The sequence below is a fragment of the Flagellimonas meridianipacifica genome (genome assembly GCF_003001695.1).
GTDB lineage: Bacteria > Bacteroidota > Bacteroidia > Flavobacteriales > Flavobacteriaceae > Flagellimonas > Flagellimonas meridianipacifica.
On record NZ_PVYX01000002.1, the window covers coordinates 1,330,211 to 1,346,701 of the forward strand.

The following is a 16,491-nucleotide window of genomic DNA, read 5'->3' on the forward strand; positions in this document are numbered from 1 at the left end:
TTACTATACTTCTTCTGTATTGAACTAAAAAAAGTACGAAATCGGGAATCATTGGTACGAACGATTGATTTGTCGGTACAAAAATCCAGCCTTGAGATTTTACTTAAATCATTAATTATAGAAGGTTACAGAAGGCACTCACATTAGGATTCCAAGTGAAGGGTTCCTTCAAACATGAATTTCACATTTCCACCAAGCTTCACTGAGTTTTTCAAGGGGGAGACGTATATTTTTCCCCCGCGCTCGGAGGCTTGATAGGCTATTAATTTGTCTTTTTTCAACTTTTCTCCCCAATAATGTCCCAAAACAGAGTGTATGGAACCGGTAACAGGGTCCTCATTTATGCCAATCCAAGGACAGAAGGAACGAAGCGTAAAATCATACGTATCACTTTGGGAAGAACACATGACCACCACCTCTTTTAAAAGTTTTGAGCTGTTTTTCAACTTATGGAAGTCTGGACGTAACTGTCTTACGTTTTCTTCTTCTTCTAATTCAATGAACAAAGATTCTAGTTCCTCACAGAAGAAATGTGTTTGAAATGCATCGATGTTCAAGGCCTCCATCAAAGCGGAAGTGATATCAAAATCCTTTAACCCATATCTTGGATATTCAATGTAGGCTACATCCTTTTCTTTTGAAGCTTTCAAATCGATTCCTTCGATAGTCCTAAAAGTGATGTTGCTTCCATGCACTCCAAAACGATTGAACAATACATCGGCAGCAGCCAAGGTACCATGTCCACAAGCAGGGATTTCCCCCCTAACTGTAAAATAGCGAATGGAATAGTAGGCCTCAGACTTTGGTTTATGGACGAACACCGCCACCGGCATACCAAATTCCTTGGCATAACTTTCCATAGCTGTATCTGTTATTTCATAATCTAAAATGCATACAGGTGTTGGGTTACCTTCAAAAAGAACATTTGAAAAGGTAGTTACAACAAAGAAATTACCAGTGTTTTGCATTTTACTTTCTTTAGTTCGATATAAAGGTTAATCATATTGTAGTCTAGCCCTCAAATACGAGTTTGCTTAGAACGCTCAACTTACAAAACTGAGATTTTATTTTCATTTAAAGAGTTAAAACAATGACTGTATGATAGAGCAATGCATTTATAATCTTTTAGTATGAATACTTTCTGGCTTACGAGAAACACTTTAGACTGGATGGAACACAAATAACCCTTGTTCAAATCCTTCCATATCTCTAGGTTTTTGGTTATTTTGTTAGACATTTTTCAACTGACTAATTCCTACCACTATGAAACTATCTGTTTTACTTTCCCTAGTTGGGGTTTTACTATTTACCACTCCTATGTTTTCCCAAGAAAACAAATATGCAGACGCTTTAAAATCCTATGAATGGCGAGCGATTGGTCCTGCCAACATGGGAGGCAGGGTTACCGATATCGATGGTATCCCAGGTGATGCAAGTACGTTCTATGTCTCCGGCGCAGATGGAGGAATCTTCAAGACCACCAATGGAGGAGTGGATTTTACACCCATTTTTGAAGGACAACGTGCTTATTCCATTGGAGCGCTCACCATCGCACCTTCAGACCATAACGTGCTATGGGTAGGTACTGGTGAAGGTGATCCCAGAAACAGTGTGGGTTATGGATGGGGTGTATATCGTTCCGTAGATGCTGGGAAGAGTTGGACCCACCTTGGCTTGAAAGAAACGGAAAGAATAAAACGTATAGTTGTTGACCCCAACGACCCCGATATCGCTTGTGTCTGTGCATTGGGAAAGGAATGGGGAGCAAATCCTGAGAGGGGAGTGTTCAAAACTACAGATGGGGGTAAGAGTTGGGATAAAATACTATATATCGACGAAGATACAGGCTGCGCCGATATTGCTATGGATATGAGCAATCCACGGATTATGTATGCTGGTATGTGGACCTTCAGAAGAAGGCCTTGGCGATTTGATGATGGTGGAAAAGAAACAGCCATTTATCGAACGATGGACGGCGGCAAAACTTGGAAAAAAATAATGAATGGGCTGCCAGAAACCCCAATGGCCAGACCAGGAATTCATATTGCCCAGAGCCAGCCGAACATTGTCTATTTGATGACGGAATTCCAGGGAGGAGGAACGGCATTCCGGTCGGAAGATAGGGGGGATAATTGGGTCATGGTCAATGATGACCCAAATATAAACTTCAGACCTTTTTATTATAGTGATGTAAGGGTAGACCCAAACAATCCAGATATTCTCTTTTCAATTTCTGGTAGACTAAGTCGATCTGTTGACGGAGGCAAGACATGGGAACGTATTGCCACAACAGTACATGGCGACCATCAATCTCTTTGGATTGATCCTGCCAACTCCAATCGAATTTTGAATGGTAGTGACGGTGGTTATCAGATATCCCATGATGGAGGTGACAGTTGGGAAATAATCAACAATGTGGAATTATCACAATTCTATCAGATTTTCATTGACAACAAAGACCCATACAACATTTATGGAGGATTGCAGGACAATGGTACATGGGTTGGTCCAAGTAATTCCCTTTACTCTGCTGGAATATTGAAAAGGCATTGGAAAGGACTTGCCTATGGCGATGGTTACTATGCTGTGCCGATTCCTGGAAGTGAACATGAGGTTTATGCCAACCTGCAAGGAGGTGTTATCTTTCATGTGGATTCCCGTCATGGAAACGTGAGAAACATACATCCTTATCCAAAAATAATTGGTTCAGCGGGTGATGCCATCGAAGACCATAAATATCGATTTAATTGGGATGCTCCCATTCTAATTTCCCCTCATGATACCAATACGGTGTACACGGGAGGAAACGTAGTTTTCAAATCGACCGATAGGGGACATTCGTGGGAAGAAATAAGCGGAGATCTTACAACCAATGATAAGTCCAAACAAAAAACTTCAGGAGGAGAAATTTATCAAGACAATACCGCAGCTGAATTCCATTGTACCATCCTTTATATTGATGAATCACCTGTAGAAGCGGGAGTTATATGGGTTGGAACCGATGACGGTAATGTGCAACTAACAAGGGATGGGGGAGTAACATGGACAAAACTCAATGACCGAATCAAAGGGCTGCCTGATTTTGCTTGGGTCTCTAAAATTCACGCTTCCGAACACGATGCTGGTACGGCCTTCGTGACTGTAGATCAACATCGAATGGATGATTTCAGACCCTATGCCTTTATGACTACTGATTATGGACGAACTTGGTCCAAAATAAGCAATGGTCTACCCCAAGATGATTACGTAAAAGTCGTACGTCAAGACCCAATTAATCCTAATTTGTTGTATGTGGGAATGGAGCACGGCATTTTTGCTAGTTGGGATAAAGGCCAGTCTTGGACCAAAATCAATAACAACTTGCCTAATGTATCAGTACGTGATCTTAGGATTCAACCTAGAGACCGTGATTTAATTGTAGGCACACACGGAAGGGGAGCATGGGTTTTGGACGATATCCGTCCGCTCCAAGAAATGGCAGATACTAATGGAAAGTCAACCCATCTTTTTCCAGTGCGTAGAGCAACACAGTGGCATATGTTCTGGCGAATAGAAAACCTGGGGGACCGTCATTATAAGGCTAAAAACCCTGATTATGGAGCCAATATCAACTTTTATCTTGCTGATGGAGAAAAGAAAACAGCAACGGTTGAGATTGTTGATGTTTCGGGAGAAGTAATCCGAACGTTGAAAGATTCCACAGCGAAAAAAGGAATCAACCGAATTGTTTGGGATTTGGGTCATGAGGCTGCCACAAAAATGGAGAATGACCAAGGAGGCGGATTCTTTTCCGGTCCTATGTATCCTTTGGCGTCTCCTGGAACCTACACTGCCCGACTAAAAGTGAATGGAGAAGTTTTAGAAACTCCAATTGAGGTTCGTTCAGATCCTAGAATGGATCTTACCCCTCAAGATTATGAGTCCAAAACAAAAGTATTGCTTGAACTTCGAGGGCTTTTGTCGACAACAAATACAATGATTAACACTACCAATACCTACAAAACCCAATTGGTGGAATTGAAAAATAAATTGGAACATAGTCAAGGTTCTGGGATGGACAAATCCTTACTTGAAGATATTAAAAGCGCTATGGGCAATATTTCTGATTTGCAGGATGATATTCTGAAAAGGCCACCTCCATCTATGACATATCGGCAAAGACCCAGACTGCGTGAAGAAATCCGCTCGTTGATGCGTGCGGTTAACAGCGCGTTCGCGAAACCTACCCAACCTCAGATATCAAGATTGGAACAATTAAAAGGAGAGGTTAACGAAGCTACTGGTAAATTGAATGCAATAGTCAATACAAATATTAAAGGAATCAACGATAAAACGGCGAATATCCCTCAGATTTCAGTTGGGGAATAAAAGGATTTTGACAATTCATTAAGGAACAAAAAAGAGATAAGTGTGCGCACATTTTTAATTCTGATTTTGTGTATTTGTTGTATACTATTAGGTTGTAAAAATGAATACAAAAAGGAGGTTGCCATAGAAGTTAAAACCTATTCTTATGAGAGTATAAAATATCCACAAGCGAATATTGAGATTCCGGATTCTCTAAGAAATGAGTTTATTAAACGATTTTTTGTGCCTTGGGAATCAACACCAGATGCTTTGCTCTCTTCTTTGGACAGACTTCCTGGGAAAGAATTGTCCTATTTGGACAAATATCTAAAAGATGATGAATGGTACGGGGAGAACAAAAAACCCCACAAGAAGTGGCAAAGGGAACAGGTTGTTAATAATGTGGATTTTCTATCCTACCCTAATTTTCAAAAAAAAGGAATAGTAATTGCCCACACGGATTTGCGGAGAATTCCAACAAATCGCCCTGGTTTTGACACCTATTCTAAAGCGGGGGAGGGCTATCCTTTCGATTACTTTCAGGAAACAGCTTTATGGGCAAATACACCTGTATTTATAGCTCATACTTCGAAAGATAGGCAATGGGGTTATGTTATTAGCCCTTATTACAAAGGCTGGGTGTCCATGCATGATATGGCTATTGTTGATGAGGACTTTATTGAACAATGGTCTTCGAAGAGTTTTTGTCTTCCCTTGTCGGATAATGTTAATCTCAAAAATTCCGATTCCAATTATGCAATTAATGCAAAAATTGGAATGGTATTACCGTATGAGGAAGTTTCCAATACTCCTGGTAAAGTCACAGTGTATTATACCAATGCAAATGAAAACCAAAACGCTCGGATTCTAAAGGCAGAAATTAACAAGGATGCTGTTGCTTTCAGCAATTTTTTATTTAACGAAAAAACGTTAAAACAACTGGTTTCCAATTTGGTTGAAAGACCCTACGGATGGGGAGGAAATTTGGAGAATAGAGATTGTTCGTCTATGATACGCGATTTATTGGGTTCTTACAGAATTTGGTTGCCTAGGGATTCAGGAGACCAAATCGATGTTGGACATAAATATGAATTGCCTGAATCAACGGAAGAAAAAGTGAAGTTGATACAAGAAAAAGGAATACCCTTTTTGACAATCTTGAGGAAAAAAGGGCATAATATGCTGTATGTGGGTGACTCTCCGGAAGGGGAACCTTTAATTCTTCATGCCATCTGGGGCTTGAAGACTTCCTATTCAAACGACCAACTTGTCAATTACCTAAGCACATATCCTGTAGAGGGACTACATCAAGATGAGGATGGAAGTATTAGGGGTAGACATATCATAGGGGAGTCAGTAATAACTTCGGTTCATGCCGGCACAGGAAATGATGACGTTACTATTCCACTGATTGAGGAAATGTATGCCATGACCAATATCCTTGAAGATTAACGACCAGAATTAGGAATTACTTCATGGTTTAGCTTGAAAGGTAATGTTCAATCATCCTTGCACCTGATTTTTTATAGCTCTCGAATTTTAATATTCCTGAACCATGAATCAAAATACCAATTTTGAAGCGCAATTTTACCCTGTGTTGCTTTGCCAAAGTTGGGCGCATCCTTAAAATTTGAGTTGGCAATTTTGTCCCTCCATTCTCGTGATTTCAAATCTTCTTTGGCAGTTAGTTTTCCATTGAGATAGAACTCTATTTTTCCGTCGTTTTGCACGATTTTAGAGGTATTCCACTGTCCGGTAATTTTAGCTTGTGCAGGGTTGAGTTGCGGAGAAATTCCCCAAAGACATCCTGGTCTTTTTAGGGGAGTATTCGTATCCGAGTGGGCTGGTTCCAATAATTGGTACTCTGGTCCTGTTTGATAGGTGGATCTATATTCAGGAGATTCCTGAACATTGATAAAAACCCCTCCGTTTCCGCGTATGGCCATTTGCCAATCAAAAACCAGTTCGTAATTTTCATATTCCCTATCAGTGACCAAATCTCCAAAAACCTTGGTTTCGTCAGTGGCGTCGCAAAAAAGGGTCCCTTCTTTAACTTGCCATCCGGAAAATTGGGTAGAATCTGGCTTGTTGTAAAGATGCCAACCTTTCAAGGATTCACCATCAAAAAGCAATGTCCATCCTTGTTCTTTTTCAACATCCAACAATCGATTATGCACTTGGTTTTCCTTTACCCACTTCTTGGTATGCCAAATTTGGTCCTCTGATTTTTTGTCAACTCTACAGGACACAAGAAAGAAGATAAACACCAAGACATTTAAAAGGAAACTCTGTTTCATTTTTTGATATTTAGACACAGTAGTCACAATGTTACTCCAAATTCCGCCCATAATCAACCAACGACAATTGAATTTAATTTTAGAGTAATCATTTATGAAACCCATTTTTTTTGACTGGATAGGCGATTTCGTTTCACTATCCCTTATATTTAAGAACATAAATCAATGTCAAAATATAAGCACGAAGTTTTCATTTCATTGATTTAACTTAAGACTCTTTTGAAAATGAAATTTTTGACATCAGTCATTGCCCTATTGGGTTTTGCGTTTGTGACAAATGCCCAAGACAGACTAACCGGGGAAACCTTTACCACTCGTTCCGAAATTTTAGCACAAAATGGAATGGCCGCTACAAGCCAACCCTTAGCTACACAGGTTGCTTTGGACATTTTAAAAAAAGGGGGTAGTGCCATTGATGCAGCCATTGCCGCCAATGCTGTTCTGGGACTTGTAGAACCAGCGAGTTGTGGGATAGGTGGAGATGTTTTTGCGATTGTGTGGTCAGCAGAAGATGAAAAATTATATGGTTTAAATGGGAGTGGAAGGGCACCCAAATCTTTGTCTATTGATTATTTCATGGAAAAAGGAATGAAGTACGTTCCGTTTTATGGTCCATTACCCGTTTCAGTTCCAGGTTGTGTAGACGGCTGGTTTATGCTTCATGAGAAGTTCGGACGTCTTCCGATGAAAGACATTTTGCAACCTGCCATTAATTATGGAAAAGACGGATTTCCAGTTTCAGAAGTGATTGCCTATGAAATGGCTTCAAATTACGAAGGATTAAAGGACCAGCCGGGTTTTGCTGAGACCTATATGCCATCAGGTAAACCTCCTATTAAGGGAGAGGTTTTCAAAAACCCCGATTTGGCAAATACCTATGAACTCATCTCCCAGGAAGGTCGGGATGCCTTTTACAAAGGCTCTATAGCTAAGACCATTGACGGCTACATGAAAGAGCATGGCGGGTTTTTAAGTTATGAAGACCTAGCAGGTCATACCTCAAATTGGGTTGAGCCGGTCTCAGTCAATTATCGGGGATATGATGTTTGGGAACTTCCTCCAAATGGGCAGGGTACCGCGGCCCTCCAGATGTTGAACATTCTTGAAGGTTTTGATATTGCCGGTATGGGTTTTGGTAGTGCTGAATATTTGCATGTACTTACCGAAGCAAAAAAGTTGGCCTATGAAGATCGTGCCAAGTTCTATGCCGACCCTGAGTTCAATAAAATTCCTATTGAAGCATTATTGTCAGACGATTATGCCACAGAAAGAAGAAACCTAATCAATCCTGATAAAGCTGCAGACACCTATCCTGCCGGTGATATGGAAATTGAAACTGGCAATACCACTTACCTGACCGTTGCTGATAAAGAGGGTAATATTGTTTCCTTTATTCAAAGCATTTATTCTGAATTTGCATCCGGAATGGTACCTGACGGATTAGGTTTTGTTCTCCAAAACCGTGGACAAATGTTTAATGTCCAAGATAGGGAACACGCCAATGCCCTCGAGCCAGGGAAACGTCCTTTCCACACTATTATCCCTGCTTTTATTACAAAAGATGGTAAACCTTGGGTCAGTTTTGGTCTTATGGGTGGAGCGGTTCAACCTCAGGGGCATGCACAAATTGTTATGAATGTAATCGACTTTGGAATGAACCTGCAGGAAGCGGGTGATGCACCAAGAATGCGTCATAGGGGAAGTTCGCAACCCACTGGGTCTAAAATGACAAACGGGGGAACTTTGTTTCTTGAAAGTGGTTTTGATTCTGAAACCCTAAGGGAATTACGCAAAAAAGGACATCGTATTGGATTCGGTGTTGGTATGTTTGGTGGGTATCAGGCTATTGGTGTTGATTTGGAAAACAAGGTGTATTCAGGAGCATCAGAATCCAGGAAAGATGGTCAGGCTGCAGGCTACTGAATTTAGCTTCCACATTAAATCAAACTTACTATTTCAATAACATAATTAAATCATATGACTGAGAAGAAATTACCTCTAAATTTAAGATTGCTCTTATTCTCTTTTCTTGCTTTTGGAACGAGTCTGTTCTCTCAAAACTTTGAAGCTCTAAAATATCGCACGGTTGGGCCAGCTCGAGGCGGTAGAGTCACTACGGTAACAGGAGTTGCCACTATTCCGGGAACTTTTTACTTGGGGGCTTCTGGAGGTGGCGTTTGGAAATCTGAGGACTATGGAACTACTTGGAAAAATGTTTCTGATGGTTTTTTTGATACTCCATCCATAGGAGCTATTCAAGTAGCTGAAAATGACCCCAACATTGTGTACGTGGGTACAGGTTCGGATGGGTTACGAAGCAATGTCATTAGTGGTAAGGGTGTATACAAATCGATTGATGCAGGTAAAACATGGGAGCATATCGGATTGAAAAATGTCGGCCAAATAGGGGCAGTGGAAATAGACCCCACAAATAGTAATGTAGTCTGGGTAGCAGCCATTGGGAATGCCTTTAAAAGTAATCCCGAAAGAGGCGTATATAAAACCACCGATGGAGGCGAAAACTGGGAAAAGGTGCTATTCATTTCTGATAAAGTTGGGTTTGCGGATATTGAATTGTTACCGGGAAATCCCAATGTAGTGTATGCAGCGGCTTGGAAAGCGGAACGTAAGCCGTGGACCATTATCTCAGGAGGCACCAAAAAGGAGGGAGGCATATACAAATCCGTGAATGGGGGCAAGGATTGGACAAAACTCGAAAAAGGTCTCCCCAAGGACACCATCGGCAAAATCGATTTAGCTGTATCTTCAGTTAACTCCAGTATTATTTATGCTGTTGTTGAAGCTCCAGAAGGTGAACAAGGGCTGTACAAATCGGTCAATCAAGGAAAATCATTTAAACACGTTTCCGATGATATTCGTTTAGTAAATCGACCTTTTTACTATACCAATGTAGAATTGGACCCTACCAACCCCGATATTGTATATTCTAATGCCAATCCACTTATCAAATCTACTGATGGGGGAAAAACTTGGAAAGAAATGAGCGTACCCCACGGGGATAATCACGACATTTGGTTGAATCCCAATAATCCTCGGTTATTGATTCAGGCCAATGACGGGGGTGCGAATGTAAGTTTCAATGGAGGTAAAACTTGGTCCACCCAGTTTAACCAACCTACAGCCGAACTTTATCAAGTGGAAGTGGACGACCAATATCCCTATTGGCTGTATGCGGGGCAACAAGATAATTATACAACTATTGCGGTACCCAGTTTTCCACCCAGCGGGGTCCAAAACCCTGGTTCAGCTTGGGTCATTAATACCGGAGGTTGTGAAACAGGTCCTGCTGTTCCCAAACCTGGAAATCACAATATTGTCTATGCAAACTGCAAAGGGCGTTTTGGGGTATTCAACAAGTTGACAGGAGTAGAAAAGAGCTACTATGTTGGTGCAAGTAACATCTATGGACACAATCCGAAGGATTTGAAATATCGTTTTCAGCGTGTTGCACCAGTTCATGTATCGCCACACAATGCCGATGTAGTATATCATGGTTCTCAATTCTTGCACAAAACGGATTCTGATGGGTATGAATGGGAGACCATTTCGCCAGATTTAACGGCTTTTGAAGCAGATAAGCAGGTGATTTCAGGTAGTCCAATAACACGTGATATAACAGGAGAGGAGTATTACAGCACACTCTATTCCATTCGGGAATCCACCTTAAAAGAAGGACTAATTTGGACAGGTTCCAATGATGGTGTTGTTTCTGTGACGAAAGATGGTGGCAAAACTTGGGAGAACGTAACTCCAAAGAAATTACCAAAAGGGGGTAGGGTAGAATCCATAGCACCCTCATATCACGATATGGCTACTGCCTATATCGCCGTTGACAGACACTTATTGGGGGATGCCAAACCTTATCTATATAAAACAACGGATTATGGCGCCAGTTGGACACTGTTGAGTACTGACTCAAATGGTATTCCCAATGATTACACAACACGAGTCTTACGTGAAGACCCCGTTAAACCTGGTTTGTTGTATGCAGGCACGGAATACGGTGTGTATGTTTCGTTAAACGATGGAAAAACATGGCAGTCTTTTCAACAAAACCTTCCTGTTACCCCAATTACTGATATCAAGATTTTCAGGGGAGACATGATACTTAGCACAATGGGGCGTGGGTTTTGGATTTTAGACAACATCACCTCATTGCGCGACGGCGCTATTACTTCATCAGAAGAGACCCCCCACCTGTTTAAACCGGACAATACCATCCGCTACAGGTATCCTAAGGTGCGTTCAGGTGGGTCATTTCCCAAATATCCAAGAACAACAGTGTTTATTGATTATTATTTGCCCAAAGCTACTGAAGGATTGCAACTAGAGATTTTGGATGTCAATAAAAAGCCCATTGTTACCATCTTAAATGACAGTTCCTCAGTGAAGTCATCAGCAAGTGAGGAGGAGGACATGAACTTAAGTGCCACGTTTCGGTATGTCAACAAAAAGTTGGAAGCTAAAAAAGGGTTGAATCGATTTGAATGGGATTTACGTGAAAAAGGACCATGGGATAAAGATGCAAAGAAACGCTACAAAAATGGACCGATGGTTCCACCCGGGAAGTATACAGCCAGGATTACTGTGGGCGATAAAAGTATGACACAAGATTTTGAAGTTATAATGGACCCTAGAGTAGAAGCAGACGGTATTACCATGGAGTTGTTAACCAAGCAACACGAAATGCAACAAAAAGTATTGACTTTGCTATCGGAAGCACGGCAACTACAAGATAGGTTGGAAAAAGAGGTTAAAAAATTAGAGGACGATAAGAATAAAACGAATTCTGCAAGATTGGAAAAGATAAATGCTGCACTTACACAATTAAAAAATGATAAGGGGGCTTATCCCCAACAGATGTTGGTGGCTCAAATATCATATATCAATTATATGGTCAATAGTGCAGACCAGGTTATCGGCAGAGATGTATTAGATCGCTACGATGAACTGAAAACGGATTTGATGAAAATTAAAAACGCGGTTCAATAAAAAAAGAGATACTACTTACATAAATTACGATATGAAATACATCAAACTTCTTATTTCATTTGTACTCACCGCTGGAATTTTTTATGCCTTAAATACAAAACTTGGCTCCATTCCACCATTGGGTAAGTTTTTAAATCCCAGTTCTGGCATTTGGCAGAATGAAAGCGATGAATCCATAAACGGTGAAGTAACTATTCCAGGTTTAATAAGTAAGGTTACTGTTCACTATGATGAATTGATGATTCCCCATGTTTTTGCAGAAAATGAACATGACCTGTATAAAGCCCAGGGCTATTTAACCGCTAAACACCGCCTTTGGCAATTAGAGTTTCAAACTCATGCCGCAGCAGGCCGTTTATCCGAAATATTTGGTGAGGGAGCATTGGAGTATGACCGAACGGAGCGTAGACGTGGCATGGGTTACGGGGCAGAACAAGCTATTGCATATATGGAACAACATGATACAGAGACTTTGAGGTTTGTTCAAGACTATGCAGATGGGGTAAATGCATACATTAATCAGCTCAATCCAGAAGATTATCCCGTAGAATACAAACTTTTGGACTACGAACCCGAAGCTTGGTCACCTAAAAAAACGGCTCTGTTGTTGATGTACATGACCAAACTGTTGGCTGGCTATGATGATGATCTTGAATATACCAATGTGCTGAGGCTCATCGGAGAGGAGAATTTCAATTTACTTTTTCCTGATTTCTTTGATAGCACTGACCCAGTAATCCCTAAAGACACTGACTGGAGTTTTATTGACGTTCCCCAAACAGAATTACCGGAGAGCAAAGCTGTTCTTGATACCATTGTTGAAACCATTGAAAAACCAAACCCAGATAACGGCAGCAATAATTGGGCGATTTCAGGCGAAAAGTCGGTTACAGGCAATCCAATATTGGCGAATGATCCACATTTGGGACTTAAACTACCTTCCACTTGGTTTGTCATGCAATTGAGTACCCCTGAACACAATGCGTTTGGTGCCACAATTCCTGGTGCTTTGAGCGTAATTTCTGGTTTTAATCAAAACATCGCTTGGGGAGAAACCAATGCTACTAGAGATGTGATTGATTGGTACAAAATAGAACTTAATGACAATCGTTCGCAATACAAATATGATGGCCAATGGAAAGATGTTATCGTAAGGGTAGAGGATATCAGGATAAAAGGCAAAGAAAATTATAAGGATTCTGTGTTGTATACGCATCATGGCCCAGTTGTGTATGATAAAAACTTCAAATCCGATAATGAGCATGCAGGTTATGCGATGAGATGGATAGGCCATGATGGGGGCAATAATCAGAAAACGTTCATAGAACTGAACAAGGCTAAAAACTATAATGATTACATCAGTGCTCTGCAATATTGGAATGCACCAGCACAAAACTTTGTTTTTGCTTCAACGGAGGGTGATATTGCCCTATGGATACAAGGAAAATTCCCAAATAAATGGGAAGGTCAGGGTAAGTTTTTAATGGACGGAAGTAACCCAGAACACGATTGGCAGTCCTATATCCCACAGAAATTCAATGCACATACCAAAAACCCAGAACGGGGTTTTGTAAGCTCGGCCAATCAACATCCTGTGGATGAGAACTATCCTTATTACGTTTTCAACGATGGTTATGAAACGTACAGAAATCGTGTCATTAATACGTATTTTAATTCCAAGGAAAAATTTAGTGTTCAAGATTTTAAGGATTTACATAACAATACCCATAATCTTAAGGCAGAAGAACTCGTTCCATATATGTTGGAACATATGGATATTTCATCCCTATCTGAGGACGAAAAAGCAATTTATGGTGAAATTAGCTTGGAACTTTAAAAATGACATAGACGAAGTAGGACCAAGCATATGGCGACAATGGTATGGTGAATTGTACAATACCCTTTGGGATGAATTTGATGATGAGAACACTGCATTGACTTCACCATTTACCTACCAGACCATTTATTTATTAAAGAACCATGGTGACCATGAGTTCATGGATATTGTATCAACCGAGGACAAGACCGAGACGGCAAAAGACCTATTTCTTATCGCTTTTAAGGAAGCCACAAAACGGTTAAACGAGATTAAGAAGGAAGATGGAGATTATGCATGGGGTAATTACAAGGGCACCTATTTAGGCCATTTACTACAGGCCTTACCTGCTTTTTCAAGATTCGATATTCCCATAGGTGGCGATCGCAATATTGTCAATGCCACTTCAAAAAATCATGGTCCTTCATGGAGGATGATAGTAGAAATGACCACACCACCCACTGCTTTAGGAATATACCCTGGAGGACAATCAGGTAATCCTGGTAGTCAATACTATGACAATTTTACTGATCATTGGGCCGCAGGCAAATACCATAATCTGAACTTTTTACAATCCAACAAAGCAGATAGTTCAATTATAGGTACACAAACCTTAAAACCAGTAAGTAATGAATAAGAACGTTATCAACTTCTTAGCTACTATTGTGTTAGCTGCGGTATTTTCAATCTTTCTGCCTTGGTGGTCCATTATGACAGCTGCTTTGGTAACGTCGCTTTTCATACCTCTGAAAAAAGCGGCCGTGTTTTTTGTCCCTTTTTCAAGCATATTTCTATTTTGGGCTGTTTACTGTTTCGTGCTGAGCAATGCCAATGATTTTACCCTAGCAAGAAAAATATCTCAATTATTACAAATAGGGGGTAATCCATACTTATTGATTTTGATTACTGGTATAATAGGAGGATTGGCAGCGGGAATCGCCGCTATCTTCGGAAAACAGATTGTCGCATTTAATGACAAAGCTTAAGGAGGCTATGGTAGGGCACATTTTTGAGTTCTGATTTTTATCATTTTGAGAATCAAGATTATATATACTATTGATTTAAAGTGCTAAATATGAAATCTATGGAACGCGTCTTAACAACTTTAAAACATATAGGATTGTTAGTTTTTTTCTTCTTCCTTACCTGTGTACAGGCACAAGTTTCCACAGAAGAAAACATAATCTATTGGCACATAAAAGCGGTTTTCCCAGAAGCACAATTATTGGACATCAAGGCCATTGATAAAGATGGTACCTATTACGATGTAAAGGCCATACAAGACTCTCATGACATTAGCCTTTTAAGTGTCAAAGCCCTAGTAAACGGGCAAACTTTACCCATAAAAATGATTATAAGTGAAAACGATACATATTATCCTGTTAAAGCCATTGATTATGAAGGTAGAATATTGGATGTAAAGGCGATTGGTAAAAACGGGGAAGTATTTAACGTTAAAGGTGTGAGCAGAATGGGTAACTTGATAGAGGTGAGAGCCATAGACAAGGAGCAAAAGCAACACGATGTAATTTCCATCTCTCCAAACCACGGAGTGAATCATGTGAAAGGTTTAAAAATGTTTAGTGAGGATGTTGAGGCGGTTATCCATGGAGTAAAAATATTCGCCCATGTAAAATCTCTAGAACAGTATTAATGTGTTTTACAAATAATTATTAGCTCCCAATGAATTCATCAATTAAGTTTTTCTCCACATTTTTCCTATCCGCTTTCTGTATTACGTTCTTACTGATGATACCGCAAGTGGGGGTAGGGCAAATAGACTTTTCCTCACATGATTCCTTCAAATTTGAACTTCAGGAGCGTTTTTCACCAATAAATGAGGAAATTCTTCTAGACGAAATTTCAGGAATAATTGATGCTCAAAAGAAAATCGGTAAAGATGATTTATGGTTCATACGATATTGGAATGGTTCTTATCCCGCTTACCGCTGGCATCAACTTTTAATGCAAGTTAGCCGAAATCATAAAGGCCATAAAAACGGAGGGCGGGTGGCCATCATGCATCTTGCAATCTATGATGCGATGGTGGAAGTTTGGAAACATAAAAAGGCTCATTCCCAGAAAGCACCTTACCAGTACGATTCCAAAATAAAGAAACTTGGAAAGGAACAGGACTTCTCTGCTTTTATTTGTGAATGGAGCGCAGCAGCTGGGGCGGCGCATAGGGTGATAGGACATTATTTTCCAGAACAAAAAGAATTGCTAGATAGCAGTCTTACTGCTTTCAAATCTGCTCGTCTAGCCACTGGAATTCAATTTCTTTCTGATATTGAAAAGGGATTGGAAATCGGTAGAAAAATCGCCAAACAGTATATTGAATATGCCAAGAGCGATGGAACAAACCGGCGCTGGGAAGGCAGTGTGCCAAAAGCAGACAGTCTCTGGTCAGGCAATCCTGGCCCTTGGGACCCCATGAAAAGACAATGGAAACCACTCACACTCGTTCAACCCAATCAATTCAGACCAAGTCCACCTCCTACAGACTGGTCTTCAGATATGGAAGAGCTTAGGCGATTCAATGCGGAAAATCAAACAAGTGAAATAGCCTGGAAATGGAAAAGTGAGCCCATTTGGGATCGACTGATTGAACGTAAGATTTTGGAATTCGGCCTGGACCCGTTAGAAGCTGCATTTGCAAACGCCGTTTTTCACACGGCACGCTTCGATGGTATCATTGCCGCCTGGGATGGGAAATACCATTATTGGGGAATCAGACCTTTTCAGTACGATATTTCTTTTAAACCTATTTTGGTTGACACCCCAAACTTCCCCGGTTATCCTGCCGGACATACAACTGTTGCTGGGTCTATTTCCAAGGTACTATCTTTTTTGTTTCCTCAGGATGAGTCGTTGTTTTATGAACTTGCGAAAGAGTGTTCAGAATCACGCTTTGAGGGAGGTGTACATTTTCGTACCGATAATGAAGTGGGATTGCAAGTAGGCTATCAAGTGGGGCAACAGGTAATAAAGGTCTTTACTGAATAGAAAAATCGAAAC

At 40.5% G+C, this 16,491-nt stretch carries 11 protein-coding genes; 9 read left to right on the top strand and 2 right to left on the bottom strand.

Features of this window, described 5'->3' with window-relative positions:
• Positions 1 to 143: 143 nt before the first annotated feature.
• Entirely contained in the window at positions 144 to 968 is an 825-nt protein-coding gene (locus CLV81_RS16140) for a PhzF family phenazine biosynthesis protein (protein WP_106146342.1), read from the bottom strand.
• Between the two features lie 295 nt (positions 969 to 1,263).
• Between CLV81_RS16140 and CLV81_RS16145 the strand changes: the two genes are divergently transcribed.
• The gene (locus tag CLV81_RS16145; protein ID WP_106146345.1) at positions 1,264 to 4,368 is read left to right on the top strand and encodes a WD40/YVTN/BNR-like repeat-containing protein; all 3,105 of its coding nucleotides are present in this window, start codon (positions 1,264 to 1,266) and stop codon (positions 4,366 to 4,368) included.
• A 42-nt stretch (positions 4,369 to 4,410) separates the two neighbouring features.
• Complete coding sequence (locus CLV81_RS16150; RefSeq protein ID WP_106146347.1) at positions 4,411 to 5,799, top strand: SH3 domain-containing C40 family peptidase; 1,389 nt, start codon at positions 4,411 to 4,413, stop codon at positions 5,797 to 5,799.
• 71 nt (positions 5,800 to 5,870) lie between these two features.
• Here the strand turns inward: CLV81_RS16150 and CLV81_RS16155 are convergent, their stop codons facing one another.
• Positions 5,871 to 6,644, bottom strand: coding sequence for a 3-keto-disaccharide hydrolase (locus tag CLV81_RS16155; protein ID WP_106147654.1), 774 nt, complete (start codon positions 6,642 to 6,644; stop codon positions 5,871 to 5,873).
• A gap of 225 nt (positions 6,645 to 6,869) precedes the next feature.
• Here CLV81_RS16155 and ggt point away from each other — a divergent pair, with 225 nt between their 5' ends.
• The 7 genes from ggt (at position 6,870) to CLV81_RS16185 (ending at position 16,479) form a co-directional block, all read left to right on the top strand.
• Positions 6,870 to 8,567, top strand: coding sequence for a gamma-glutamyltransferase (ggt, locus tag CLV81_RS16160; RefSeq protein WP_106146349.1), 1,698 nt, complete (start codon positions 6,870 to 6,872; stop codon positions 8,565 to 8,567).
• Between the two features lie 54 nt (positions 8,568 to 8,621).
• Positions 8,622 to 11,657: a VPS10 domain-containing protein gene (locus tag CLV81_RS16165; protein WP_106146351.1), complete on the top strand. Its 3,036-nt coding sequence runs from the start codon at positions 8,622 to 8,624 to the stop codon at positions 11,655 to 11,657.
• Between the two features lie 31 nt (positions 11,658 to 11,688).
• Positions 11,689 to 13,494: a penicillin acylase family protein gene (locus CLV81_RS16170; protein ID WP_281258009.1), complete on the top strand. Its 1,806-nt coding sequence runs from the start codon at positions 11,689 to 11,691 to the stop codon at positions 13,492 to 13,494.
• The gene (locus CLV81_RS20875) at positions 13,469 to 14,110 is read left to right on the top strand and encodes a penicillin acylase family protein (RefSeq protein WP_281258010.1); all 642 of its coding nucleotides are present in this window, start codon (positions 13,469 to 13,471) and stop codon (positions 14,108 to 14,110) included. Before CLV81_RS16170 ends, CLV81_RS20875 begins: the two co-directional genes overlap by 26 nt.
• Positions 14,103 to 14,459 (top strand): hypothetical protein, encoded by a 357-nt coding sequence (locus CLV81_RS16175; RefSeq protein ID WP_106146353.1) that lies wholly within the window; start codon positions 14,103 to 14,105, stop codon positions 14,457 to 14,459. The genes CLV81_RS20875 and CLV81_RS16175 overlap by 8 nt, the downstream gene beginning before the upstream one ends.
• A 98-nt stretch (positions 14,460 to 14,557) precedes the next feature.
• On the top strand, positions 14,558 to 15,127 hold the full coding sequence (locus tag CLV81_RS16180; RefSeq protein WP_106146354.1) for a DUF7486 family protein: 570 nt from the start codon (positions 14,558 to 14,560) through the stop codon (positions 15,125 to 15,127).
• A 29-nt stretch (positions 15,128 to 15,156) separates the two neighbouring features.
• The gene (locus CLV81_RS16185) at positions 15,157 to 16,479 is read left to right on the top strand and encodes a vanadium-dependent haloperoxidase (RefSeq protein ID WP_158259139.1); all 1,323 of its coding nucleotides are present in this window, start codon (positions 15,157 to 15,159) and stop codon (positions 16,477 to 16,479) included.
• The last annotated feature ends 12 nt before the right edge of the window (positions 16,480 to 16,491 follow it).